This window comes from Methylomicrobium agile, assembly GCF_000733855.1.
Lineage (GTDB): Bacteria > Pseudomonadota > Gammaproteobacteria > Methylococcales > Methylomonadaceae > Methylomicrobium > Methylomicrobium agile.
Genome location: NZ_JPOJ01000001.1, coordinates 2,592,457 through 2,610,917 on the forward strand (window position 1 = coordinate 2,592,457; position 18,461 = coordinate 2,610,917).

Genomic DNA, 18,461 nt, shown 5'->3' on the forward strand with positions numbered 1-18,461 from the left:
TTGGAGCGGTAGCGGAAACCCAGCGCATTTTTACCTTGAATGCCGGGTTTCCGCTACCGCTCCAACCCAACCTACCTAGCTATTGACCGCGCATGAAAAACTTGTCCAGTTCCTGGGTCGACAATTCGATCCAGGTCGGACGGCCGTGATTGCACTGGCCGCTGCGTTCGGTTTCTTCCATATCCCTGAGCAACGCATTCATCTCGCCCACGGTCAGCCGCCGGTGCGCCCTGACCGAACCGTGGCAGGCCATGGTCGCCAGGAGCGCGTTCGTGCGCTGCTGTACCCGTTGGCTTGTTCCATGCTCGGAGAGATCGGCCAGCACGTCGCGCAGCAGCGTTTCGGCATCGCATCCGGCCAACAGGGCGGGTACCGAGCGCAACACCAGCGTTTCGGGGCCTGAACGGTTTACTTCCAGCCCCAATTCGGCGAAATACTCGTGCGCTTGTTCGGCGATGTCCGCCTCGCGCGAGGTAACCACGATCTTGATCGGCAACAGCAGCGGCTGTTGCGCGACCGCCCCTTGTTCATATTGCTTTTTCAACCGTTCGTAACTGACCCGTTCGTGCGCGGCGTGCGCATCGACCAAGATCACCCCGTTCGGAGTTTCGGACAGGATATAGATGTTGTGCAGATGCGCGACCGCGTAGCCCAGCGGCGGAATGCCGGTTTTTTCCGGTCCGGTTCTCGGCGGCAATGGTGTGGCCGGAGGGGATTGTAATGTCGGGGCAGGGTGCAGCGCCCCGTAAGCCTGGATTTCTTCCTGCACCGACAGCGGCAGCATCGCCTGCTCCGGTGGACGCGGCTGAAATGCCGGCGGCCGGCGTTCGGGCATTGGTTGGGTTTGGGCGGGCGCTGCGGGCGGCGAGTCAACGGCAGAGAGGGTAACCACGTTTTGCTGCTGGCCCGGACGGACTTCGGCCAGCGAGCGGTGCAGCGCGCTGAACAGGAAGTCGTGCACCAGCCGGCCTTCCCGGAAACGCACTTCGAGTTTGGCCGGGTGCGCGTTCACGTCGACCAGCGCCGGATCGAGCGCCAGGTACAGCACGAACACCGGCTGGCGGCCGTGGTAGAGCACATCCTGATAAGCCTGTTTGACCGCGTGCGCGACCAGCTTGTCCTTGATCAGGCGGCCGTTCACATAGAAAAACTGCATGTCCGGCTGGCTGCGCGAAAAGGTCGGAAGCCCCACCCAGCCGGTCAGTTCCAGCCCGGAAGAAGCGAAATCGATCTTTACGCAATTGTCGATGAAGGCCGAACCGCAGATGCCGGCGATCCGCTTTTCCTGTTCGGCCGGCGTTTCGGCCGGTTTCAGGTTCAGGATTTCTTTCTGGTTGTGCGTGAGCCGGAAGCCGATGTCGAAACGGCTCAGCGCCATCCGTTCGACCAGCGTCTGGATGTGCTCGAATTCGGTTTTCTCGGATTTCAGGAATTTGCGGCGCGCCGGTGTGTTGTAAAACAAATCGCGCACCTCGACCGTGGTGCCCCGAGGGTGCGGGTCGGGCTGCGGATCGAAGTCGCGCTCGGTGCCGTCGGCGGCGACCCGCCAAGCGCAATCGCTGCCTTCGGTGCGGGAAATCAGCGTCAGGCGCGCGACCGAACTGATGCTCGGCAGCGCTTCGCCGCGAAAGCCCATGCTGGCGACGTGTTCGAGGTCTGCGAGCGTCGCGATTTTGCTGGTCGCATGGCGGGACAGGGCGAGCGGCAGGTCCTCTTTGTCGATCCCGCCGCCGTCGTCGCGAACCCGGATCAGCCGCGCGCCGCCCTGTTCGATGTCGATTCGGATTTGCCGCGCGCCCGCGTCGAAACTGTTTTCGACCAGTTCCTTGACCACCGAGGAGGGCCTTTCGACCACTTCGCCCGCCGCGATCTGGTTGACGAGTTGGGTTGGGAGTAAATGAATGCGCATCCGCGTGTTTTCAAAAAGGCTTATTTTACCGTCGATCGGGCCGAAAGCGTAGAACAGTCGCCCGAATCGAAGCCATACTGGTATAATTACACGATTTTCGGGTAGAGTATGCTCGACTGCAGGGATGCAGGAGGTAGGGCAATGCAGGAGCAATTGCCGACGACTGCAGGGATGCGGGAGGTAGATCGCGTTGGGAACACGCGATCGAGAGTAATGCAGGGAAGCAATTGCCGAGTGCGTACCTTTCCAGCCTTTGACCCTTTAATCATTGAAAAGGTACGCACAGCGTACCCTACGCGACTTGATGAAATTAAGCAAAATCTTCGGCCTGCATGCCGTGCAGTCGGCTTTACAGTATTCGCCGGACAAAATCACCCAGGCCTGGATCGACGGGCAACGGCAGGACCAGCGACTGGCGCGGGCGCTCGGCGAACTGGAAGCGCTCGGCATCCGGCCCGAGAAAACCGACCGCAAGCGGCTCGACCGCTTCGCCGAAGGCGGGCAGCATCAGGGTATCGTGGTCGAAGTCGAATTGCCGGGCGAACTGCCGGAGCATGAATTGAAGAATGCGGTGCAGAATCTCGGTGCGCCGGCGCTGTTCCTGGTTCTCGACCAGGTGCAGGACCCGCACAATCTCGGCGCCTGCCTGCGCACCGCCGACGCCGCCGGCGTGCACGGCGTGATCGTCGCCAAGGACAATGCGGCCGGGATTACCCCGACCGTCTGCAAGGTGGCGAGCGGCGCGGCCGAAACGGTGCCGGTCTATCAGGTGACCAATCTGGCCCGCACGCTGCGCTGGCTGAAGGAACAGGGCATCTGGGTGTTCGGCGCGGCCGGCGATACCGCGCAGAGCGCCTATCGATCCGATTTCACCGTACCGATGGCGCTGGTGGTCGGCGCGGAAGGCAAGGGGCTCCGGCGCTTGACCCAGGAAGCCTGCGACCTGCTGGTCGCGCTGCCGATGCGGGGCAGCGTCGAAAGCCTGAATCTGTCGGTCGCGACCGGGGTGCTGTTGTACGAAGTGCTGCGTCAGCGGATGCAGGGATGACGGCAAAACCGGTCACGCTGACGGGCGAACGGCTGAGCTGTATCCGCGACGACCGCGTGCTGTTCGAAGCGCTCAGTTTTACCTTGACTGAAGGGCAAGTTTTATTGCTCGAAGGCAAGAACGGCAGCGGCAAGACCTCGCTGCTCAGGATTTTGTGCGGTTTTCGCGAGGCCGATGCGGGCCGCGTGCTGTGGTGCGGCGAAGAAATCGACGACAGTCGTTATTATGCGGACATGGCCTATGTCGGCCATCTGGACGGGATCAAGAAGGAACTGACCGTGCTCGAAAATCTGGCCGTGTCGCTGGCGCTGGGACGTCCGGGGTATTTTTCGATCGGCGAGGCGCTGGAGAAGGTGCGTCTGGCGGGCTATGACGATGTGCCGGCGCAAAGTCTGTCCGCCGGACAGAAACGGCGGCTGTCGCTGGCGCGCCTGTTGATCACCCACAATCCGTTGTGGATTCTGGACGAACCGTTCACTTCACTCGACAAGGCCGGCATCGCGCTGATCGAATCGTTGATGCGCGAGCATTGCGCCGCCGGCGGGATGATCGTTTTGACTTCGCACCATGACATCGACCTGCACGATGCGCTCGTGCAGCGCATTCATTTATCCTGATGACTCTATCCCGAGCTTTTCTGGCGATCATCCGCCGCGACCTGGTGCTGGCGTTCCGACGGCGCGCGGAGATGATCAATCCGCTGCTGTTTTTCATCCTGGTGATTACGCTGTTCCCGCTCGGCATCGGCGCGCAGCCGAACCTGCTGCAGGCGATCGCGCCGGGCGTGATCTGGGTCGCGGCATTGCTCGCGGCGATGCTGTCGCTGGACAGTTTGTTCCGCTCCGATTTCGACGACGGCTCGCTCGAACAGATGCTGCTCAGCCCGTACCCGGCCTCGTTGCTGGTGCTGGCGAAAGTGATCGCGCACTGGTTGGTGACGGGGCTGCCGCTATTATTGGTCGCGCCGCTGCTGGCGGTGTTTTTGGGCCTGCCGACCCAAGCGCTCGGCGTGCTGCTGCTGACTTTGCTGCTCGGCACGCCGGTGCTGAGCCTGATCGGTGCGATCGGGGTCGCGTTGACGGTAGGACTTCGGCGCGGAGGGATGATTCTGTCGCTGCTGGTGTTGCCGCTCTATGTGCCGGTGTTGATCTTCGCCGGCAATGCGGTGCAGATGGCCGCCGGCGGCTTGCCCGTCGATGCGCAGATCGGCATATTGACCTCGATGCTGCTGCTGGCGCTGGTGCTGGCGCCCTGGCCGGCCGCGGCGGCATTAAAGATGAGTATTAATTAGCAGTATCCCGTAAAATGAAATTCCTACCATCAATCTAGAGCACAAGGATATGGGTTCAGTGAAGTACCGTTCCGTTTTTTCACCCGCAACTCGGCAGGAAAGAAAAGAAAATTTCGATGATTATTGGCAGTTTAGCCAGCATCACGGCGGTGAATTGTTCGAGCAGGATAGAGATTTGGCCAGAAAACGGGCCCGGCTTGAACATTTTCAGGACAATCCCGTCAAATTGCGCAAGCCGCTGGCCGATCCGGATGCGTTTTACCGCAATTATGTCGATATGCGGGACGACCCCTGGTCGCTGGATCGCAGGACTTTGATGCTGACCGGTATTTATAAATTCGCCCGGCATGAATGGGTCGGCATCAAGGGGGCGTGGGATGTAGTGCCCGATATGGCCAATTCCCATACGGTCGAGGATAAAATCAGCCGCGTGCATCTGGCCGAAGAATTTTGCCATGTCCGTCTTTTTGACGAAATGCTGCGTACTTGCGGGCTGGACCGGGTGGAATGGGTGCCTTTGAGCCCTTTTAAAGAAAGGGTTTACGAGCTGTTTCCGAAACTCCCCGGTTTCTTAATGGACACGCCCGCGTTTGTCACCGAATTGATGGGCGTGACTTTTTATTGCCATTTGAATCGCCTATTCGACGACGTATTGGCCGACGAGCCTGAAGTCCGCGATCGTTTAAAGGATCTGCTGGATGAGATTACCATAGACGAAATCGCGCATGTCGGGCAGCGCAGGAATTTTATCGGTCCGATAGGCGTGAAAATATCGAAGCGCTTGGTCAGGCCGTTCTATACGATGTTTTTTAGAGATATTCCCGAAATAGGCCGGTTGTTTGATGTCTCTCAGATGATTAAAGACGGCGAGTCTTTCGATTATAATGGCATATCCGCTCACCTGATCGAGCGCAGTTGGGTGCCTTCGTATTGTAAACTATGAAACCGGGCACGAATCACGAAGCGCAAGCCGAGAATCCGGTTTGTGCTTTGGCTGTGATCTCTTTGCCTTGAGTCTTTTTCCTGTATGTTTCTGATTCCCGATTCATTCGTCCGATTTTTTCACCGCATGGCCTCACCGCCGCATTTCTATGCGCTGACCGAGCGCCTGATGCCCTGGCTGACGGCCCTTTTCGTTCTGCTGGCCGCATCCGGCCTGTACGGCGGTTTGTATCTCGCGCCGCCGGATTACCAGCAGGGCGACAGTTACCGGATCATCTATATCCATGTGCCGAGCGCGTGGATGTCTTTGTTCATTTATACCGTAATGGCCGCGGCCGGCGCGATCGGCCTGGTCTGGCGGATCAAGCTGGCCGAGGTGGTCGCTATCAGCAGCGCGCCGGTCGGTGCCGGTTTTACCTTTATCGCCCTGGTGACCGGCTCGTTGTGGGGCAAGCCGATGTGGGGGACCTGGTGGGTCTGGGACGCGCGGCTGACTTCCGAACTGATCCTGCTGTTCCTGTATCTCGGCGTGATCGGGCTGTATGGGGCGATCGACGACAAGCGCGTCGCTTCCAAGGCCGTTGCGATTCTGGCGCTGGTCGGCGTGGTCAATATTCCGATCATCCATTATTCGGTCGAATGGTGGAATACGCTGCATCAGGGACCGACGGTCACCAAGCTGGACAAGCCGTCGATCCATGTCAGCATGTTGATCCCGCTGCTGTTGATGGCGCTGGCGTTCAAGGCGTATTACCTGATCGCGATGCTGCAGCGGGCGCGCGTTGAAGTCTTGCAGCGCGAAAGGTCCGCGCAGTGGGTACGGAACAAATTTTTTGGAACGGCGTCATGAGTTTGCAAGAATTTTTCGCGATGGGAGGCTATGCCTTTTATGTCTGGGCCGCTTACGGGATTACTCTGGCGGTGCTCGCCGCCAATATCCTGATCCCGGTGATGCAGCGCAAACAATGGCTGCGCCGGCAACTGTCAAAGCACAAACGGAAGGAAGGATGAACCCCGCCAGAAAACAGCGATTGCTGCTGATCGGCCTGATGGTCGTCGGCATCGGCGCGGCGACATTTTTCGCGCTGAAATCATTCAACGACAATCTGATGTATTTTTTCTCGACGACCGACGTGGTAGCCGGCAAGGCGCCCAAAGACGCCTTGTTCCGCCTGGGCGGGATGGTGGTCAAAGGCTCGGTGTCGCGGCCCGGCGACGGCATGACGGTTCGATTCACGCTGACCGATTTCAGCAAGGAAGTGCCGGTCGAATATACCGGCATTCTGCCCGACCTGTTCCGGGAAGGGCAGGGCATCGTTGCGCACGGCAAGTTGAACGGGCAGGGTGTTTTTGTGGCTGAGGAAGTGCTGGCCAAGCATGATGAGAATTACATGCCGCCGGAAGTGAAAGCGAGCCTGAAAAATCAGGAAATACCTAGTGAAAATAAATAAAACATATCGGAAAAATTCCGATGAAAACGTGTGTTTTTACCGATTATCTGCAGTATAGGGCGGAGCTGCGCGGCTTCGATTTAACTCGGATTGAGCATATCCTTCGTTATTCGTCCGAACGGTATTTCGATACCGAAACACAACGCCCGATTGTGGTAGGTGAACAGGGTGACAAGCTGGTCATGATTCCTTATGAAGAAAATGAAGCTGAAATCATCCCTATTACGATCCATGCAACGACGCGGCAGCAGATAAAATTCAGATTGACAACGGGTAGGCTGACTTATGAATAATCCCAAAATGACCTATTTTCCAGAGCAGGACGTAATCCATTTGGCAATGACCGATGAAGAAGAGGCCGGAAGCATGGAGTTAAGCCCTCATATCACGGCCGAACTAAATGCCGAGGGCGAACTGATCGGTATCGAAATCCTGAAAGCTAGCGTATTTTTAAGAGACTTTATTCTTGAGAGCACTCAAGCCAAGTTGATGCAAATGCGTAAACTGGCCGGTTAAATAATCAACCAAAAAAAGGTCGACTCTCATGATACCCGAAATAGGACACCTCGCGCTGATCATGGCCCTGTGCATGGCGATCGTGCTGGCCACTTTGCCGATCTTCGGCTCCGCTCGCGCGATCGCCGGCTGGATCGGCGTCGCCAGGCCGGCCGCTTATGCGCAGCTTCTGTTCATGGCGATTGCGTTCGGCTGCCTGACGGCGAGCTTCATCAGCCACGATTTTTCGGTCGCCTATGTCGCGACCAATTCGAATACGGCACTGCCGACGCTGTATCTGATCTCGGGCGTCTGGGGCGCGCATGAAGGTTCGCTGTTGCTGTGGGCGCTGGTGCTGGCGTGCTGGACCGGGCTGGTCGCGGGCTTCAGCAGGAGCATTCCCGAGGCGACCGTGGCGCGCGTGCTCGGCGTGATGGGGCTGGTGTCGATCGGCTTTTTGCTGTTTCTGCTGTTGACCTCCAATCCGTTCGAACGCCTGTTTCCCGCGCCGGCCGAAGGCCGCGATCTGAATCCACTGTTACAGGACCCCGGCCTCGCGATCCATCCGCCGATGTTATACATGGGCTATGTCGGCTTTTCGGTTGCGTTCGCATTCGCGATCGCGGCCCTGCTCGAAGGCCGGCTCGATGCGGCCTGGGCGCGCTGGTCCCGGCCCTGGACCAGCATCGCCTGGATGTTTCTGACCATCGGGATCGCGCTCGGCAGTTGGTGGGCCTATTACGAGCTGGGCTGGGGCGGCTGGTGGTTCTGGGACCCGGTCGAAAACGCTTCGTTCATGCCCTGGCTGGTCGGCACGGCGCTGATCCACTCATTGGCCGCGACCGAAAAACGCGGCGTGTTCAAGACCTGGACCGTGCTATTGGCGATCTTCTCCTTTTCGCTGAGCCTGCTCGGTACTTTCCTGGTCCGCTCGGGCGTATTGACCTCGGTGCATGCGTTCGCGAGCGACCCGGCGCGCGGACTGTTCATTCTGGTGTTCCTCGGGATCGTAGTCGGCGGCTCCTTATTGCTTTATGCGGTCCGGGCGCCGGCCGTCAGAAGCAGCGCGACCTTCGAATGGGTTTCGCGCGAGTCGGTGATTCTGTTGAACAACATCCTTTTGGTCGTGACCGCGGCCAGTATTCTGCTCGGCACGCTCTATCCGCTGGTGATCGACGCGTTGGGCCTCGGCAAGATTTCGGTCGGGCCGCCGTATTTCAACGCGGTGTTCATCCCGTTGACCGCGCCGCTCGCGATCGCGGTCGGCCTCGGCATGCTGTTGCGCTGGAAGCGCGACCTCTTCGGCGAACTGGCCGTGCGGGTGCGCTGGATTGCGCTGGCCTGCCTCGCGCTGGGTTTGTCGTTGCCGCTGGCGATGCCGTTTTATTCGTGGGCAGCCGCGTTGGGGCTCAGCCTCGCGTTCTGGACGCTGGCGAGTACCGGTCTGTCCTTTTACGACCGGATGGGCGCGAAAGGTTTTTCCTGGGAGCGGCTCAAAGGCATTCCTTCAGGGTTTTACGGGATGACGCTCGCGCATGCCGGGATTGCGGTCTTCGTGGTCGGGATTACGCTGACCTCGGCCTACAGCGTCGAAAAAGACGTCAGGATGGCGCCGGGCGAGGCGCTCGACCTGTCCGGCTACAGCTTCCGCTTTCACGGAATCAAAGAGACGCAGGGCCCCAATTATATCGCCGATCAGGCGTTCGTGACGGTTGACTACAAGGGCGAACGGGTCGCCGAAATGGAGCCGCAAAAACGGATTTATCGGGTGCAGAAAATGCCGATGACCGAAGCCGCGATCGACGCGGGCCTGTTCCGCGACTTGTTCGTCGCGATCGGCGAGCCGCTCGGCAACCAGGGCGCCTGGAGCCTTCGGATTTATTACAAATCGTTCATCCGCTGGATCTGGCTCGGCGCGATCTTCATGGCGGCTGGAGGATTTTTGGCTGCGCTCGACCGGCGCTACCGGATTGCCAAAAAGTCGAGCGGAGCTAACTATGTGTAAATTTCCTAAGGTGCAGATACAGGTATGAACCAGGAACAGATAATAGCTTCAAAAATTCAGCAAATCGAATCGGAAAACTTGAAACACGAGCTGTTATTTTTCTTGGATTATTTGCTTGCCAAACAGTTTTCCGAGCAAAAAATGAATAAAAGGCTGCCCAAATTTGGCTGCGCTAAAGGATCGTTCAAGATGGCTGACGATTTTGACGAACCCCTTGAAGATCTCAATGGCTATATGCAATGAATTTATTGCTGGATACCCATACGCTGATCTGGTTGTTGGAGGGGGATGAGAATCTGAGTGTTTCAGCCAGGAAGCAGATTGAAAATCCGGACAATACCAACTTCATAAGTATTGCCACTTTTTGGGAAATCGCGATAAAACTAAGTTTGAATAAGCTTGTTATGAAAATCTCGATTTCTCAGTTAAAACGATTGGTTTGGGAGAATGGTCTGGAGGTGTTGCCTATTGCCATCGAGGATACCTTACTTGTGAGCCAGCTACCTTTTCATCATAGAGACCCATTCGATAGATTGCTGGCGGCCCAAGCGATGAATCAAAATATGTCTCTGGTCAGCAGAGACCGGGCCATGTCGCTTTATGATGTGAAAGTCATCTGGTGATGCTTACATTTACTCTAGTCAACCTTCTGTAATGTTAAAATACCTGATTCCTTTAGCCATCTTCATCGTACTGGGCGTGTTTCTCGCGATTGGGCTGAAGCTGAACCCGACCGAGATTCCGTCGCCGTTCATCGGAAAACCGGCGCCGGCGTTCAGCGCACCCCGACTCGACAGTCCGGAGCAACAACTGGCGCCTGCGGATTTGCAAGGCAAGGTCTGGCTGTTCAACGTCTGGGCGTCCTGGTGCACCTCCTGCCGGGCCGAGCATCCGGTGCTGAACGAGCTGGCCAAGCAGCAGGCGGCACCGATCATCGGACTGAACTACAAGGATGCGCGGGAAGATGCGCTGAGCTGGCTGAACCGGCTTGGCAACCCTTATGAAATGAGCGTGGTCGATCCGGAAGGCCGGATCGGCATCGATTACGGCGTCTACGGCGTCCCGGAAACCTTCGTGATCGACAAGAAGGGCGTGATCCGCCATAAACTCACGGGGCCGGTGACGCCCGAAACCGTTCAACAAACCCTGCTTCCCCTGATCGCCAAACTGCAAGCCGAATGAAACCGATTACGCTGATTTTTCTTTTGTTGTTGGCCGGCGCAGGTTTCGCCGGCGTCGAATACCGGGAGTTTACGACCCCCGAGCAGCAGGAAGCCTACGAGTCGCTGACTTCGGAGCTGCGCTGCCTGGTCTGCCAGAATCAGACGATCGCCGATTCGAACGCGGACCTGGCCGCGGACCTGCGCCGGCAGGTCTACGAAATGCTGCAAAAAGGCCAATCCAAAGACGAAATCCTGCGCTTCATGACCGAACGCTACGGCGATTTCGTGCTGTACAATCCGCCGTTCAAGAGCAAGACCGTGCTGCTCTGGTTCGGGCCGGTGCTGTTTTTTCTGATCGGCGTGGTCTTCGTGATCCTGCTGATCCGCCGCAAACGGACCCGTCCCTCCAAGGCGCTCAGCGACGACGAGCGGCAAAAGATTCGCCGTCTGCTCGATGAAGGAGACCGCTCTTGAACCTGGTATTTTTTCTGATTGCGGGCGTTTTTATGCTGGCCGCTTTTGCGTTTGTGCTGCCGCCGTTATGGCGTGCGCGGGAGTTGCAGCCGTCCGATCTCGATCACCGCAACATCGAAATCGCCCGCAGCCGCCTGGCCGAATTGAAAAGCAATCTGCGCGCCGGTGGAATCACTCGGGCGCAATTCGACGAGCAGGCCGCCGAGCTGGAGCTTGCGCTGAGCGACGATCTTTCGATCGAAAGCCGGGTCAAAGCGGCGCATGGCCGTGGCCGCTGGATGGCGTACGTGGTTGCCCTGGCCGTTCCGTTGCTGGCCGGGTCGCTGTATTTTTCGCTCGGGCGCTTCGATGCGGTCGGACATGGCGAGGAACTAGCCAAGGCCGCGCCGGACGGGATGCCGACAGCCGCCGACATCGAAAAAATGGTCGCCGGTCTTGCCGAAAAGATGAAGGCGAATCCCGACAATGCCGAAGGCTGGCTGATGCTCGGCAAGTCTTACAAATACCTGGAGCAATATCCGAAAGCCGCCGATGCGTTCGCGAATGCCTACCGGCTGCTCGGCGACAAGCCCGAGGTGATGCTGCTGTACGCCGACGCGCTCGCCTTCGCGGCGGACAAAAATCTGGCTGGTAAGCCGTCCGAACTGATCTTCAAGGCGCTGGAGCTCGAACCCGAAAACCCGAACGGCCTTTGGCTGGCGGGTCTCTCCAAAGTTCAGCAGGGCGACCCCAAGGCCGCGGCTGTGCTGTGGCGCAAGCTCGAATCCTTGCTGCCGGAAGGTTCCGAACCGCGCAAGGAAATGCAGAACATCATCGCCGGCCTGCCCGGCCAGGCGCAAGCCGCGGCCGGCGAGCCGAAGACGCCGCCGGCCACCGTCCCGGCCAAATCGATTACGGTCGAGGTCGGCCTGGCTCCCGAGCTCCGGTCGTCCGCGAGTCCGGACGATACGGTCTTCATCTACGCCCAGGCTCCGTCCGGCCCCAAAATGCCGCTCGCGATCGTACGCAAGCAGGTCTCCGACCTGCCTCTGAAGGTTACGCTCGACGATTCGACGGCGATGATGCCGGCAATGAAATTATCGAATTTCGGCGAAGTGAAACTGCTGGCGCGCATCTCCAAATCCGGGCAGGCCGTCGCGCAGCCGGGGGATTTGATCGGAACGGTCGAAAATGCGGCGATGCCCGGACGGAGCGAGTATAAAATTCTTATCAATCAGCAGATGTGAGGGTGGGGTACGCCGTGCGTACCTTTAGAGCATTTTCGTTTTGGGTTTATGTTCATAAGCCATGCCGCTAAGTTAAGGGAAACTCGTCATTCCGGCAGAGCCTGCCCCGGTCAGGGATTGAGATGACTGCCCTCGTAGGGTGCGCTGTGCGTACCTTTCGACATGGATGGTACGCACAGCGTACCCTACGGGGCTGGACTTAACGGCAGGGTACCCTTCAGAAGGTGAGGACTTCCCTACGCGCGATATGAAGATGCTTTAATACATCCATGTCATCTCGCCCATTTTCGCGCGCCGGGACCGGTTCAGCGCGCCGATTTTTTGCGGGGACTACGGCGCCTGGGGAGGCAAGGCGATGCAAAGGCGTCGCTGGGCGCGGTTGTTTTCGAAAAGCGTTACCCGATGGATGATGTCCTCGGCGCTGCTTTTTCCGATCGGACCCGCCGCGACTCGGCCGGTTGCCGCGCTGACCAGATGTACATAAGTTTTGTGCGGACCACCCGCCAGACGGGAATTGATCAGCAGTTCGGTGGTGTCCGGTTCGTCCTCTTTTTGGGGCGCCGTGCTGCCCGGGTTACAGGTTCCGAAAAAAATCAGGCCATTTTTTGTCAGCAGCGAATCCAGCGATTTGGTAAAAGCAAAGAATCTTTCGGAAGAAATGTCGGCGGAATTCTTTTGCTGGAATAACGGCTCCCGGCAGGTGCGTTCGCAAATATCGAGCCGGTAGGGTTTGAGCCTTGCCGGGCTGTTGGCCAGCTTGTCCGGTCCGCAGTAGCGCTCGAAGCAGCTTTGGTCCAGAGGCTGCAGCCGCATTTCCAGATTTTTCAATTGCTGAAAGATGTCGCTCGACTTCATCGACTTGAAATGATCCAGGTTGGAAGCGATGTAGTCGCTGAATACGCGGTTTTTTGTGAGTCCGTAAGTGACCTCCATTCTGTTCAACAGGCCCGGCTGCGCTTCGGAAAGCTGAACCAGTTCGCCTTTGTCTCCGTTGATCCGATGTTTTTGCCGGAATACCGCATTTTTCATCACCGGCCCGTCGAAACCGCCGTGGCTGATGAAGATGATCCGGTCGAAAGGCGGCGATTCCAGAGCCAATCGTTCGACCTGCGGGTAATAATCGGACCAGTTCCAGATATCGTGCAGTATTTGCACTTCCGAGTTGAAGCGGTTCTTGTAGAAAGTTTTCAAAACGCGCGCGGGTTGTTCGGGCCAGCGGGGAGATTCTTTGGCGTCCGGATCCCTGCTCAGCAAGGGAATCAGCAGTACCCGCTTAGGCGACTCGTGTAGTTTCAAGTCGGTCAATTTGCCCTGAAAGGCGCGGCACGACTTGGAATGGTATGGGTCGGCGTAAACATCGGCCGAGCCGGCAGCAAACAGCAAGACCGTCAGCAATGGCATGTTCAGGATGTTTTTCATGATGAGGTCCGGCAAGCATATGGGAAATCGGATGCTTTAGCGAGGAATAGGTAGAAAACGCCATGCCGAGCTGCAAGTTCGTCCATAATCAACTTCTTCCATTGGTTGGCGCCATAAGCCGGCGGAAAATAGGTCCAGAAATCGGTATGCATTGCCGAGGATGCTACAAACTCGGGATTGGGTCGATAATAACTTCCTTCCTGGTTCCTACGCAAAGCGTCACTGCCATTAAGTTAAGGGAAAGCTCGTCATTCCGGCAGGGATTGCCGGAATCCAGTTGCCAAGGATGGCAAGCTTTAATACATCCCTGTACTCTGGATCCCTGCCGGGGATGACGGCTTAACTTAATGGCAGTGACGTAAAGCATAGGAACGATCGGGCGGCATTCCGGGAAGTTATTTTTTGCCACTTCCTGGAGACCATTTTAATCTCAAAAAGCTCCTGCTGAATGTGTCTTCCCTTGTATGTTCTTTTGAAATAGCGATGCGGAAGAAATTTTCCGCCTATGCCTCAAACGAATAGCCAAGCCTTTTTTGTTTGGCATGGTACATGCTGGCATCGGCGTAGCGCAGCAAAGCATCACAGTTGTCTGCGTTGCGGGGATAAAGGGCGATGCCGATGCTGACGCCGAGGCGGACCGCTTCTCCATTGTAGGAGATCGGTTCGTGCATGATTTCGACGATCTTTTTCGCGACGGATGCGCAGGCTTGCTCGTCGCAGTCCGGCAGCAGCAGCGCGAATTCGTCGCCGCCGAAGCGTGCGGCGGTATCGGTATCGCGCAGGGTGGCCATCAGCTTTTTCGCGACTTCCTTTAACGCATGGTCGCCCGCGGCATGTCCCAATCTGTCGTTCAACGATTTAAAGCCGTCCAGATCCAGATAATGCACTGCAAAAGGCATCCGGTTGCGATTTGCCATCGCGAGCGACTGTTGCAGGCGTTCGATGAACAGCCGCCGGTTGGCGAGGCCGGTCAATTCGTCATGAAAGGATAGCCAGATCAGGCGTTCGTCTTCCTGCCTGCGTTTGGTGATTTCGAAAACCAGGCAGTCGACGCCGATACAGTTGCCGAATTCGTCATAAACCGGCTCGCTGGTGATTTCCAGCCAATGCCGTTCGTCGCCGCTATCGTAGACTTCAAGCGCGAAGGGAGCGCAGGGTATGCCTTGGCGGTTCAGTTCGAACAGGTTGTTGACGCTGAGGTTTTCGGGATTGTCGGTAATGTAATGTTGAAATCCGGCAATGAATTCGTCGGGCCGGTGGCCCAGCATCTGGGTGACGGAAGGGCTGACGTAGGTGATTTTGCCCTTTTTGTCGCATTGAAAGAAAAAATAGTTTTTACTCTGATTTTCGATCAAATTGCGAAAGCGGATATCGTAGTTTTGCAGATCGGTCGCGCGTTTCAGCAGCATCCGTTCAAAATCGCCCGGCAACTGCGGATTCGGTGGGGGGATGCGTGCCGGTTCGTCCTGACGGGGCGGCGGCGAGGCACGGCGAAGATGGCGCCGGACGCGCAGGCTCCATATCCAGACATAGCCGATAACGAATAAAAACAAGAACGGCGATATCGTTTCCTGCAGGCCGTTTTCGGCCAGTGGCGATTCTTCCGATAGGGCGGGCACGGCGTTTTTCTCGACGACAACGGAGACCTCGGGAGGCGGAGGCACCCACTTGAAATAGATCGCATTCATTTCCGCTTCGCTCAGCACGTCCAGCCCTTTTTGCAAAATGCCGGCCAATATCGGCCAGTCTCCGCGCACGGCAATGCTTTCATCGGCAGTATGGCGCTCGTAAAAGCCGGCGAATTTGATGCCGGTCAATTGGTGCTTGGCTTGAAGATAATTGGCGGTAGCCACGAAAGTGATGCAGGCATCCGCTTTTTGCGCGCCGACCGATTGCAGGCATTCCAGCATCGATCCGACGGGATGGGGTTTGATCGAGGGATGTTTTTTTCTGATGCCCTCCGAAAATTGATAGCCTTTGGTATAGGCGACGGTTCTGCCGGCAAGGTCATCGGGCGTTTTGATTTCGGCATCCGATTCCCTGGTAATGAGCGCCAATGATTTGGTCAGATAGGGATGGGTGAAATTAAACCAGAGCCTGCGTTCGGGGCGGTCGACCATCGTCGCGACGACGTCCGCGCGATGTTCTGCGGCGGCCCTGTAAAGCTGGTTCCATGATTTCCGGGGAAACGGTTCGAAGCGGATGTCCAGTTTCCGGCTCAGCTCATCGAAAATGTCGACCGCGATGCCGTTGAAGCGCCCGTCCGAATCGGCAAAACTGTAAGGCGGCAGGGAGTCGTCGAAAGCGACCCGGATTTTTTTATGGCGCGCGAGCCACGCTTTTTCTTTTGCGGTCAGTTCTATCGAAAGAGGCGCCGTGGCTTGACTGCGCCACATCATTTCGGTGGTGCTGTCTGCCAACGCGCAGTTCACCAGCAGGCACAAAGCAATCATGGGGGGCATTTTCAGGATATACGGGTTGAGTCGGGGAGACGCGCGATTAAATGCGTTATTTCGGAGGCATGCATCATGGTTCGAAATATTCGAGCTTCCGATTGAGTTCCATCGGTCATTAGACGGTGCGCCGGTCCTGACGTTCAATGTAGAGGACGGCGACGCTTTTTTAACGCGTAGCCTCGTTCCGGCAATGCTGTAGAGAATAGAAACAAACATGCGGCAAAAAATTGATCTCGGTCAAAAAATCGTCAATGTTCCAAAATTTGAAACGAAGGCAGACCAAGCTTTTTTACGGGTTCCCGGCATCTGCATGAAGCCGCGTTCCCTGATTGATCTCGACTGCGCACCGTCGATCCTTTGCTTTGGCTGGTATTTCAGCACATAGACGGCCCAATTGCCAGTTTTTAAACCGCCTCCGGGTTTCATCGAACCGTCACGGAACCGTTAACGTTTTGTCACAAACGCTTGCTATTTTATCCGTTGTATCTGTCGGGAACGAGCCAGAAGAAAGGCATGATTTTTCGGACAAGTCGAGCAAGCCCGATGTCTGTATCGGAACGGCCGGCCTGTTCGGCCGCAAAAGGAAAAATAACTTCGGATGAAAATATTTTACGGTGTGCAGGGCACAGGCAACGGCCACATTACGCGGGCTCGCGAAATGGCCAAAGCCTTCGCGGAAGCGGGCGTCGAGGTGACTTATTTGTTCAGCGGCCGGGAGGCGTCCCGCTATTTCGACATGGAGATCTTCAACGCTTACCAAGTCAGGAAAGGGCTGACTTTTCACACCCGGAACGGCGATGTCAGCTATCTGAAGACCGCGTTCGAAACGCATCCGATCCATTTCGTCAGAGACATCAAGACGCTCGATTTCAGCGATTACGATCTGGTGCTCTCCGATTTCGAGCCGGTCACTGCCTGGGCCGGCCGGTTCAGCAACAAAAAAGTCCTCGGCATCGGGCATCAATATGCGTTCAATTATCCTATACCGCGGGAAGGCGGGGATTTCATCGCCGAAAAGGTGATGAAATATTTTGCGCCGACGCGACAGCATATCGGCCTGCACTGGCATCATTTCGGCCAGCCGATCCTGCCGCCGATCATTGCAGTACATGAGCCGCCCGAGCGATCCATACCGAACAAAATCGTCGTATACCTGCCGTTCGAGGACCCGCAGGACGTGATCAGGATGCTGAGGCCGTTCAGGGAGCATGATTTTTTCGTCTACATGCCCGTACGCCTGGTTTCCCCTGCCGAGCATATCAAAATCCGGCCCTTATCGCGCGAAGGTTTTCAAAACGATCTGGCAGACTGCGCCGGCATCCTCAGCAATGCCGGTTTCGAACTGGTCAGCGAGGCGCTGCAGCTCGGCAAGAAAATCATGGTCAAGCCGCTGCATTCGCAGATGGAGCAGATTTCAAATGCCGCGGCGCTGAAACAGCTCGGCTACGGACGGATCATGAACGAACTCGATTCGAAGGCGCTCGCGCGCTGGCTGGAAAATCCGCACCGGATCCGGGTCACTTACCCGAACGTCGCTAAAATTCTGGTACGCTGGATATGGGAGGGAATGCCGTTCATCGATGACGATTTTGTCGAGAAATCCTGGAGCGAGGTGAATGTTTTGCATTTTAATTAACCTGAGCCCGTGATAACGAAAAGCCGGGAGAGCGCCTCCTTTTTCGCGTAAGATGCTGTTTTAACGATAGCGGCGTCAAAGACGGCAGTTTGGGGAGGAATGAATCTTTTGACGAAATTCTAACTTTCAAACGAGAGTTTCCGTCCAAAGACCGCTTGCCAGTCTTGAGTAAAGCGATTCACCGCCGGTTGCACGGCCGGATGCGCAAACAGTTCGGCCGCGATGCCGGGCGGCAGCGTGATCGCGCCGACGCCGGCCTTCAACACTTCCAGCACCTGCTGCGTATTCTTGAAGCTGGCCGGCAGCAGCTTGCCGACGAGCCGGTGCCGGTCGAGCAGCGACTGCAAATCGGCGACGACGCCCGTGCCGTTCGCACCCATCGCATCGATCCGGTTCACATAAGGCGCCAGATAATCGGCGCCGCACAAGGCGGCCAGAAATCCCTGCTGGACGCTGTAGATCGCGGTCGCCAGGACCGGGATGTTGCGCGTTTTCATCCGTTTGATCGCGATGAGCCCGATCTCGGTCGCCGGCACCTTTACGACGATCCGATAAGGCAGTTCCTGGAGGTGTAAGGCTTCCCGGACCATCGCGTCCGCGTCTTCGCCGACGACCTGCACATGAATCACCGCCTTGTCTCCCAGGATTTCGGCGACTTTCGGCAGCAATTCGGCCAGCCCGATGCCCGAACCGGCCAGAATGGAAGGATTGGTCGTAATGCCGTGCACCGGCAGGCAGGCAGCGAAGCGCGAGATTTGTCCAAGGTCGGCGGTATCGAGATATAACTCAAACATCAAAATGTCCTGATCGAAATAAACGGAATTTTAACGGAGCGGCGAGCTTCGGCAAAGCCTGTTTCGATGACTCGATCTGGCTGTGCGAGAGTTGGCATCCCGAGCCTCGCTGGTATATTGTCCCAGTATATGGTCAATGCCGTTAAGTTAAG

The 18,461-nt window shown here is 57.0% G+C and carries 21 protein-coding genes; 17 read left to right on the forward strand and 4 right to left on the reverse strand.

Features of this window, described 5'->3' with window-relative positions; all coding sequences use genetic code 11:
- Window positions 1-79: 79 nt before the first annotated feature.
- A complete protein-coding gene (gene mutL, locus CC94_RS0112310) occupies window positions 80-1,909 on the reverse strand; it encodes a DNA mismatch repair endonuclease MutL (protein WP_005370214.1) in 1,830 nt (609 codons plus the stop codon).
- A 304-nt stretch (window positions 1,910-2,213) separates the two neighbouring features.
- On the opposite strand from mutL, the gene rlmB reads away from it, so the two are divergent.
- From rlmB to ccmI, 15 genes are all read left to right on the forward strand, one after another.
- Window positions 2,214-2,957, forward strand: coding sequence for a 23S rRNA (guanosine(2251)-2'-O)-methyltransferase RlmB (gene rlmB / locus CC94_RS0112315; protein ID WP_005370216.1), 744 nt, complete (start codon window positions 2,214-2,216; stop codon window positions 2,955-2,957).
- Entirely contained in the window at window positions 2,954-3,574 is a 621-nt protein-coding gene (ccmA, locus tag CC94_RS0112320; protein WP_005370217.1) for a cytochrome c biogenesis heme-transporting ATPase CcmA, read from the forward strand. The genes rlmB and ccmA overlap by 4 nt, the downstream gene beginning before the upstream one ends.
- Window positions 3,574-4,248 carry a heme exporter protein CcmB gene (gene ccmB, locus CC94_RS0112325; RefSeq protein WP_005370218.1) on the forward strand — a complete coding sequence of 225 codons (675 nt, stop codon included), beginning with the start codon at window positions 3,574-3,576 and terminating at the stop codon, window positions 4,246-4,248. Before ccmA ends, ccmB begins: the two co-directional genes overlap by 1 nt.
- A 49-nt stretch (window positions 4,249-4,297) precedes the next feature.
- On the forward strand, window positions 4,298-5,191 hold the full coding sequence (locus tag CC94_RS0112330; RefSeq protein ID WP_005370219.1) for a hypothetical protein: 894 nt from the start codon (window positions 4,298-4,300) through the stop codon (window positions 5,189-5,191).
- 84 nt (window positions 5,192-5,275) lie between these two features.
- On the forward strand, window positions 5,276-6,040 hold the full coding sequence (locus CC94_RS0112335; protein ID WP_005370220.1) for a heme ABC transporter permease: 765 nt from the start codon (window positions 5,276-5,278) through the stop codon (window positions 6,038-6,040).
- Window positions 6,037-6,201 carry a heme exporter protein CcmD gene (ccmD, locus tag CC94_RS0112340; RefSeq protein WP_005370222.1) on the forward strand — a complete coding sequence of 55 codons (165 nt, stop codon included), beginning with the start codon at window positions 6,037-6,039 and terminating at the stop codon, window positions 6,199-6,201. The genes CC94_RS0112335 and ccmD overlap by 4 nt, the downstream gene beginning before the upstream one ends.
- Window positions 6,198-6,641: a cytochrome c maturation protein CcmE gene (ccmE, locus tag CC94_RS0112345; RefSeq protein ID WP_005370224.1), complete on the forward strand. Its 444-nt coding sequence runs from the start codon at window positions 6,198-6,200 to the stop codon at window positions 6,639-6,641. The genes ccmD and ccmE overlap by 4 nt, the downstream gene beginning before the upstream one ends.
- 20 nt (window positions 6,642-6,661) lie before the next feature.
- The gene (locus CC94_RS0112350) at window positions 6,662-6,934 is read left to right on the forward strand and encodes a hypothetical protein (protein WP_005370225.1); all 273 of its coding nucleotides are present in this window, start codon (window positions 6,662-6,664) and stop codon (window positions 6,932-6,934) included.
- A complete protein-coding gene (locus tag CC94_RS0112355) occupies window positions 6,927-7,157 on the forward strand; it encodes a DUF2283 domain-containing protein (protein WP_005370227.1) in 231 nt (76 codons plus the stop codon). The genes CC94_RS0112350 and CC94_RS0112355 overlap by 8 nt, the downstream gene beginning before the upstream one ends.
- Window positions 7,158-7,185: 28 nt before the next feature.
- Entirely contained in the window at window positions 7,186-9,141 is a 1,956-nt protein-coding gene (locus CC94_RS0112360) for a heme lyase CcmF/NrfE family subunit (RefSeq protein WP_005370229.1), read from the forward strand.
- Between the two features lie 24 nt (window positions 9,142-9,165).
- Window positions 9,166-9,384 carry a type II toxin-antitoxin system VapB family antitoxin gene (gene vapB / locus CC94_RS0112365; RefSeq protein WP_005370234.1) on the forward strand — a complete coding sequence of 73 codons (219 nt, stop codon included), beginning with the start codon at window positions 9,166-9,168 and terminating at the stop codon, window positions 9,382-9,384.
- The gene (locus tag CC94_RS0112370; RefSeq protein WP_031431071.1) at window positions 9,381-9,764 is read left to right on the forward strand and encodes a type II toxin-antitoxin system VapC family toxin; all 384 of its coding nucleotides are present in this window, start codon (window positions 9,381-9,383) and stop codon (window positions 9,762-9,764) included. The genes vapB and CC94_RS0112370 overlap by 4 nt, the downstream gene beginning before the upstream one ends.
- A 31-nt stretch (window positions 9,765-9,795) precedes the next feature.
- A complete protein-coding gene (locus CC94_RS0112375; RefSeq protein ID WP_005370236.1) occupies window positions 9,796-10,323 on the forward strand; it encodes a DsbE family thiol:disulfide interchange protein in 528 nt (175 codons plus the stop codon).
- Complete coding sequence (locus tag CC94_RS0112380; RefSeq protein ID WP_005370237.1) at window positions 10,320-10,778, forward strand: cytochrome c-type biogenesis protein; 459 nt, start codon at window positions 10,320-10,322, stop codon at window positions 10,776-10,778. The genes CC94_RS0112375 and CC94_RS0112380 overlap by 4 nt, the downstream gene beginning before the upstream one ends.
- Window positions 10,775-12,004 (forward strand): c-type cytochrome biogenesis protein CcmI, encoded by a 1,230-nt coding sequence (gene ccmI, locus CC94_RS0112385; protein WP_031431072.1) that lies wholly within the window; start codon window positions 10,775-10,777, stop codon window positions 12,002-12,004. Before CC94_RS0112380 ends, ccmI begins: the two co-directional genes overlap by 4 nt.
- A 330-nt stretch (window positions 12,005-12,334) precedes the next feature.
- Here ccmI and CC94_RS0112390 read toward each other — a convergent pair whose 3' ends face one another.
- Window positions 12,335-13,423, reverse strand: a complete 1,089-nt coding sequence (locus CC94_RS0112390) for a hypothetical protein (RefSeq protein ID WP_005370243.1) — start codon at window positions 13,421-13,423, stop codon at window positions 12,335-12,337.
- Between the two features lie 503 nt (window positions 13,424-13,926).
- Window positions 13,927-15,885: a diguanylate cyclase domain-containing protein gene (locus tag CC94_RS0112395; RefSeq protein WP_169740958.1), complete on the reverse strand. Its 1,959-nt coding sequence runs from the start codon at window positions 15,883-15,885 to the stop codon at window positions 13,927-13,929.
- Window positions 15,886-16,093: 208 nt separating this feature from the next.
- Between CC94_RS0112395 and CC94_RS23770 the strand changes: the two genes are divergently transcribed.
- Together CC94_RS23770 and CC94_RS0112410 are read left to right on the forward strand one after the other, a co-directional pair.
- On the forward strand, window positions 16,094-16,264 hold the full coding sequence (locus CC94_RS23770) for a hypothetical protein (protein ID WP_157203429.1): 171 nt from the start codon (window positions 16,094-16,096) through the stop codon (window positions 16,262-16,264).
- Window positions 16,265-16,477: 213 nt separating this feature from the next.
- Window positions 16,478-17,515 (forward strand): MJ1255/VC2487 family glycosyltransferase, encoded by a 1,038-nt coding sequence (locus CC94_RS0112410; protein ID WP_005370248.1) that lies wholly within the window; start codon window positions 16,478-16,480, stop codon window positions 17,513-17,515.
- A gap of 119 nt (window positions 17,516-17,634) precedes the next feature.
- Here CC94_RS0112410 and CC94_RS0112415 read toward each other — a convergent pair whose 3' ends face one another.
- Window positions 17,635-18,309: a transaldolase family protein gene (locus tag CC94_RS0112415; RefSeq protein WP_031431079.1), complete on the reverse strand. Its 675-nt coding sequence runs from the start codon at window positions 18,307-18,309 to the stop codon at window positions 17,635-17,637.
- Window positions 18,310-18,461 lie beyond the last annotated feature (152 nt).

What these genes read in the sequence shown, in the direction of transcription:
- CC94_RS0112335 (WP_005370220.1), top strand. Translation starts at nt 5,276, where the DNA reads ATGTTTCTGATTCCCGATTCATTCGTCCGATTTTTTCACCGCATGGCC.
- CC94_RS0112370 (WP_031431071.1), top strand. Translation starts at nt 9,381, where the DNA reads ATGAATTTATTGCTGGATACCCATACGCTGATCTGGTTGTTGGAGGGG.
- CC94_RS0112380 (WP_005370237.1), top strand. Translation starts at nt 10,320, where the DNA reads ATGAAACCGATTACGCTGATTTTTCTTTTGTTGTTGGCCGGCGCAGGT.
- ccmE (WP_005370224.1), top strand. Translation starts at nt 6,198, where the DNA reads ATGAACCCCGCCAGAAAACAGCGATTGCTGCTGATCGGCCTGATGGTC.
- CC94_RS0112395 (WP_169740958.1), bottom strand. Translation starts at nt 15,885, where the DNA reads ATGCCCCCCATGATTGCTTTGTGCCTGCTGGTGAACTGCGCGTTGGCA.
- CC94_RS0112390 (WP_005370243.1), bottom strand. Translation starts at nt 13,423, where the DNA reads ATGAAAAACATCCTGAACATGCCATTGCTGACGGTCTTGCTGTTTGCT.
- CC94_RS0112355 (WP_005370227.1), top strand. Translation starts at nt 6,927, where the DNA reads ATGAATAATCCCAAAATGACCTATTTTCCAGAGCAGGACGTAATCCAT.
- vapB (WP_005370234.1), top strand. Translation starts at nt 9,166, where the DNA reads ATGAACCAGGAACAGATAATAGCTTCAAAAATTCAGCAAATCGAATCG.
- CC94_RS0112330 (WP_005370219.1), top strand. Translation starts at nt 4,298, where the DNA reads ATGGGTTCAGTGAAGTACCGTTCCGTTTTTTCACCCGCAACTCGGCAG.
- CC94_RS0112410 (WP_005370248.1), top strand. Translation starts at nt 16,478, where the DNA reads ATGAAAATATTTTACGGTGTGCAGGGCACAGGCAACGGCCACATTACG.
- ccmA (WP_005370217.1), top strand. Translation starts at nt 2,954, where the DNA reads ATGACGGCAAAACCGGTCACGCTGACGGGCGAACGGCTGAGCTGTATC.
- rlmB (WP_005370216.1), top strand. Translation starts at nt 2,214, where the DNA reads ATGAAATTAAGCAAAATCTTCGGCCTGCATGCCGTGCAGTCGGCTTTA.
- CC94_RS23770 (WP_157203429.1), top strand. Translation starts at nt 16,094, where the DNA reads ATGCGGCAAAAAATTGATCTCGGTCAAAAAATCGTCAATGTTCCAAAA.
- mutL (WP_005370214.1), bottom strand. Translation starts at nt 1,909, where the DNA reads ATGCGCATTCATTTACTCCCAACCCAACTCGTCAACCAGATCGCGGCG.
- CC94_RS0112360 (WP_005370229.1), top strand. Translation starts at nt 7,186, where the DNA reads ATGATACCCGAAATAGGACACCTCGCGCTGATCATGGCCCTGTGCATG.
- ccmB (WP_005370218.1), top strand. Translation starts at nt 3,574, where the DNA reads ATGACTCTATCCCGAGCTTTTCTGGCGATCATCCGCCGCGACCTGGTG.
- CC94_RS0112415 (WP_031431079.1), bottom strand. Translation starts at nt 18,309, where the DNA reads ATGTTTGAGTTATATCTCGATACCGCCGACCTTGGACAAATCTCGCGC.
- CC94_RS0112350 (WP_005370225.1), top strand. Translation starts at nt 6,662, where the DNA reads ATGAAAACGTGTGTTTTTACCGATTATCTGCAGTATAGGGCGGAGCTG.
- ccmD (WP_005370222.1), top strand. Translation starts at nt 6,037, where the DNA reads ATGAGTTTGCAAGAATTTTTCGCGATGGGAGGCTATGCCTTTTATGTC.
- CC94_RS0112375 (WP_005370236.1), top strand. Translation starts at nt 9,796, where the DNA reads ATGTTAAAATACCTGATTCCTTTAGCCATCTTCATCGTACTGGGCGTG.